1 pseudogene is annotated in these 1,266 nt (G+C 67.1%); it reads left to right on the top strand.

Annotated elements, in window-relative coordinates:
* Positions 1–37: 37 nt before the first annotated feature.
* A pseudogene (locus RA20_RS24330) lies at positions 38–1,266 on the top strand (hypothetical protein); the annotation flags it as partial.

The raw sequence follows: 1,266 nt of genomic DNA, 5'->3' as shown, positions 1-1,266 counted from the left end.
GCCCGGCGTGATGCTTGGGAGCGCTGCACAGCGCCTGATGCGCCATTATGCGGTGAAACCCGGCAACCGCGCCGCGGTGATGGCCGCCAACCCCGACGGCTACCGCGTGGCGCTGGACCTGCTGGAGGCCGGCGTCGACGTCGCCCTCCTCGCCGACCCGCGTCCAGGCGGCAGCGGCGGGGAACTGGCCGACGACCTCCGCGCCAAAGGCGTGCGCATCGTGCAAGGCCAGTTTGAGGAAGCCCGTGGTAAGTCCCATGTTGCTGCGGTCAAGATTGTGGGTGAATGGGTCTCGTGCGACCTCGCGGTGGTTTCGGTCGGCTATGCCCCGATGTGGCAGCTGCCCTGCCACGCCGGCGCCAAGCTTAGCTATGACGAGGACACCGCGCAATTCTCGCTGACCCTGCCAGATGCCGCCATCGGCGCGGCTGGCGGCGTCACCGGCCTGTTCAGCGCTAACGCCGTCACCGCCAGCGCCCAATCCGCGGCCCAAACCGCCCTCGCCCGTCTCGGCAAGGACAACCGCGAGATCACCCCGGTCCTGGACGACGAGGCCGCGCTCGCCAACTTCGAACTCCCGATCAACGCCCACCCCAGAGGTAAGGATTTCATCGACCGGGACGAGGACCTGCAGGTCAAGGATCTGCAGAATGCGGTCAAGGAAGGCTACAGCGAGCTGGAGCTGGTGAAACGCTTCTCCACTGTCGGCATGGGTCCCTCGCAAGGCCGCCACTCGGCGCTGGCCACCGCCCGCACCGTGGCCAAAGCGACGAACCGCAAGGTGGCCGAGGTCGGCGTCACGACCGCCCGGCCGCCCTTCGCGCCGGAAACGCTGGGCGTGCTGTCGGGCCACCACCACCCGGCTGAGCGCCGCTCTGCCCTGCATCAGGAGCACATCCGCCTCGGCGCCGACATGCGCCCGGTCGGCGCCTGGCGGCGACCGTATTTCTATGGGCCGAAAGCCGACGCCAAACGGCTGATCGAAGAGGAAGTCCATGCCGTCCGCAACGGCGTTGGTGTGCTGGATGTCTCCACTCTCGGCGGCTTGGAGGTGCGCGGCCCGGATGCAGGTGAATTCCTCAACCGCATCTACACAATGGCTTACAAGAAACAGCCCGTGGGCCGCTGCCGCTATTGCCTGATGACCAACGAGATGGGCACGGTGATCGACGACGGCGTTGCTTACCGGCTGGCCGAGGACCTCTATTACGTCACCGCCACTACCGGCGCGGTGGCGCGGGTCTACTCCGACATGCTGTTCTGGAA

The organism is Leisingera sp. ANG-Vp (genome assembly GCF_000813725.1).
Taxonomy (GTDB): Bacteria; Pseudomonadota; Alphaproteobacteria; order Rhodobacterales; family Rhodobacteraceae; genus Leisingera.
Note: the sequence above shows the minus strand (reverse complement) of the source record. Positions and strands in the feature narration are given on the sequence as shown.